Genomic DNA, 2,632 nt, shown 5'->3' with positions numbered 1-2,632 from the left:
CTGCCATAGTGCAGGATGTTGGGCGCGTCGTGGAAAAGCAGGCCAACCCCGTGGCCGCAGAAATCACGCACGACGGAGCAGCGCTCGGCCTCGGCATAGGTCTGTATGGCGGCGCCGATGGCGCCGGTGCGGGCGCCAGGCCTGATCGCCGCGATGCCGAGCATCAGGCATTCATAGGTGACTTCGAGCAGGCGTTCGGCGGCGCGCTTGATCGTGCCGACCGGATACATGCGCGAGGAATCGCCATGCCAGCCATCGAGGATATAGGTGACGTCGATGTTGACGATGTCGCCATCCTTGAGCGGCTTGTTGTCGGGAATGCCATGGCAGACCACATGGTTGATCGAGGTGCAGGACGATTTGGTGTAGCCGCGATAGTTGAGGGTCGCCGGCAGCGCGCCATGGTCCATGCCGAATTCGAAGACGAAGCGGTCGATGGTGTCGGTGGTGACGCCGGGCTGGACCATGGGCACCAGCTCATCGAGGCAGCGCGCGGTGAGGTCGCATGCCTTGCGCATGCCGACAAAGCCATCCTCGCCATAGAGGCGGATCTGGCCCGTGTTCCTGAGGGGGGCCGTGGCGGCGTCGAGATAGGTGACCATTTGTCCGTATTGCCGGTAGGGGCCCGTAGAAAGAGCCAGGGTGAAAATCCCCACAGATTTGGCACTTGAGGACACAAGGTTCAAGGAAGAACTGGCTGGCACGGCCCAATAGCCGTCTATTCTCTTCGTCGCCGTCGATATGACGCAGCGCTCTGGCCGGTTGCTTTCCTTTTCGGCCACCATGGGTTAGGGCGGGTTATGTCTTGGAGATCGCGCACCCAATCGGCCGCCGGCCACACCGGGCGTCTTGAAGCGCCGCTGAAGGCGGTCTGCTCGTGCCTCATGGGCATCGTGCTGCTGGCGATGTCGTGCCTCGGTCGGCCTGACCTGCCGGTCTTCGCCGACGCCGCCCAGGGCGGCGCCAGCGTCGGCATGGAACGGGCCGGAGAGGTGGCGGCTCTGCTGCGCTTCACCGACAAGGCGCAGGCACTGGAGGTTCGCGCGGTGCGGCCGGTGCTGGCCAAGTTCGCCAGCGGGCATCCCGCTCTGCCGGTTCCCGATGCCGTGGTCCTTTGGTTCGAAGGATCCTCGCCCGCGGCGATTGCCGCCGAATTCAAAACGGTCTTCACGCCCGCGCCGAATGCCAACCAGCCGCGCGCGCCGCCGGCCGCCCTGGCCTGAGCGATCCAGAGCCGCAGCTTTCCACACCGACCTGTTCCTGTTCCTGTTCGCGTCGTGATCGTGCGGCGGCTTTGTGCCGCGCGCCGGTCGCGCGACGCGTCATTTCCGGATGACTACAAATGCAACGCATCAAGACATTCAAAACCCTGTCGCGCGCGGTCTCGGCCGCCGCGTTTCTTTCCGTGCAGGCGCTCATCTGCATCGGAACCGTCTATTGGGCGGTTGCCGAGACGCTCGGCCTGTCGGCAATGGCGGCGCTGGTTCTCGGCGGCGTCTTCGCGGCGCCGTCCGCATTCGTGCTGTTCACGGTCGTTCGCATGGCCTTCGACGCGGAAACGGATCCGGCGAACCAGTAAGCTCGCCAGTTCCAGGCGCCACTCGCGTCGCGGGTGGCGCCACCGTTGTGACGACACATTTCCGGTGCAAAAGGGCGTCACGCAACTTTTGACGACGAACGGCGTTCTTGGGCGACGCCGGGTCGGGAGACAAGAAATGGACAGACTGCAATTCGAGGTACCGGTGCGGATCACACCCGCGCCCGGTCTGCCGGTGGAGGAGATCTACGGCGTCGAACAGGCGCTCGATTTTCTCCAGGGCTGGCCGGCGCGCAGGCAGGGGCCGATCTACCAGAAAGCCTTCAATGCCTGCTTTGGCGCCACGGTGGAGGTGGTGAAAACCGAGGAGGCTTGCCGGGCGTTCATGACGTTCTGCCGTGTCAGCGGACTGATGGCCAAGGACATGATGACGCCGCCCAAGCGCGGCGGCCAGGCGAGAGCCTTGCGGGCCTGAGGGTCCTGGACGGATACGCTGGCGCACTCGGGCTGCAGCGGTGGGGTTCTGAAGCACCAGACGAGAGGTGGGGGAGCCAGGCTCTTCGACGGGGTGCGCTGAAGCTTCGTCGCCAGCGCTGTTAAGGGTCCCTTTCCACTTTCGCGGCTACCTATTGCTTGTCCAGCAATAGTTGATTCGTTGCGTCAGTCTCATGGTTCGGAAGATGTCCTCAGCAAACGTGCGCGCGTTCCCGATTGATCGTCAGGTTTTCCTTGTTCGGGAGGTGGCGGCGAAGCTGGAAACCCTGCATGGCGATACAGCGACCTCCTTCTGGAAGGCCAAGGCTTCGGAGTTGCTCGATCACATCGTCGGCATGGGCAGGGACAGGGCCTCGGCCGTCGACGAGGTTCGCCGCTTCTTCTTCGCGGTGCAGAACGAGATGCACATGCTGGCCGCTGAAGCCGGCTGAAGAAGCAGTCTGAAGCTCGAGGCACGGACCAGCGCGCACGCGCATAAGAACCGCGAGCCGATATCCCGCATCGGTTCCTATTCGAATCGCCATAATGGAATCACTGGTACGCCCAAGGGGAATCGAACCCCTGTTACCGCCGTGAAAGGGCGGTGTCCTAACCGCTAGA

The 2,632-nt window shown here is 63.6% G+C and carries 5 protein-coding genes; 4 read left to right on the top strand and 1 reads right to left on the bottom strand.

Annotation, left to right across the window (positions count from 1 at the left end):
• Positions 1-602, bottom strand: a 602-nt coding sequence (map, locus tag WC739_RS25330) for a type I methionyl aminopeptidase (protein WP_372955727.1), incomplete at its 3' end; no start/stop codon positions are given.
• Between the two features lie 198 nt (positions 603-800).
• Here map and WC739_RS25325 point away from each other — a divergent pair.
• From WC739_RS25325 to WC739_RS25310, 4 genes are all read left to right on the top strand, one after another.
• Positions 801-1,223, top strand: coding sequence for a hypothetical protein (locus WC739_RS25325; protein WP_372955726.1), 423 nt, complete (start codon positions 801-803; stop codon positions 1,221-1,223).
• A 119-nt stretch (positions 1,224-1,342) separates the two neighbouring features.
• Positions 1,343-1,579: a hypothetical protein gene (locus tag WC739_RS25320; RefSeq protein WP_372955725.1), complete on the top strand. Its 237-nt coding sequence runs from the start codon at positions 1,343-1,345 to the stop codon at positions 1,577-1,579.
• 136 nt (positions 1,580-1,715) lie between these two features.
• Entirely contained in the window at positions 1,716-2,012 is a 297-nt protein-coding gene (locus WC739_RS25315) for a DUF982 domain-containing protein (RefSeq protein ID WP_372955724.1), read from the top strand.
• Between the two features lie 205 nt (positions 2,013-2,217).
• On the top strand, positions 2,218-2,463 hold the full coding sequence (locus WC739_RS25310; RefSeq protein ID WP_372955723.1) for a DUF6074 family protein: 246 nt from the start codon (positions 2,218-2,220) through the stop codon (positions 2,461-2,463).
• Positions 2,464-2,632: the final 169 nt, after the last annotated feature.

It is taken from the genome of Mesorhizobium sp. (assembly GCF_041661565.1).
Taxonomy (GTDB): Bacteria; Pseudomonadota; Alphaproteobacteria; order Rhizobiales; family Rhizobiaceae; genus Mesorhizobium.
The sequence above is the reverse complement of the archived record's forward strand: the minus strand, read 5'-3'. Positions and strand labels throughout refer to the sequence as shown.

Excerpts from the sequence above, each read along its gene's own strand:
- WC739_RS25320 (WP_372955725.1), top strand. The coding sequence starts at position 1,343 with ATGCAACGCATCAAGACATTCAAAACCCTGTCGCGCGCGGTCTCGGCC.
- WC739_RS25315 (WP_372955724.1), top strand. The coding sequence starts at position 1,716 with ATGGACAGACTGCAATTCGAGGTACCGGTGCGGATCACACCCGCGCCC.
- WC739_RS25310 (WP_372955723.1), top strand. The coding sequence starts at position 2,218 with ATGTCCTCAGCAAACGTGCGCGCGTTCCCGATTGATCGTCAGGTTTTC.
- WC739_RS25325 (WP_372955726.1), top strand. The coding sequence starts at position 801 with ATGTCTTGGAGATCGCGCACCCAATCGGCCGCCGGCCACACCGGGCGT.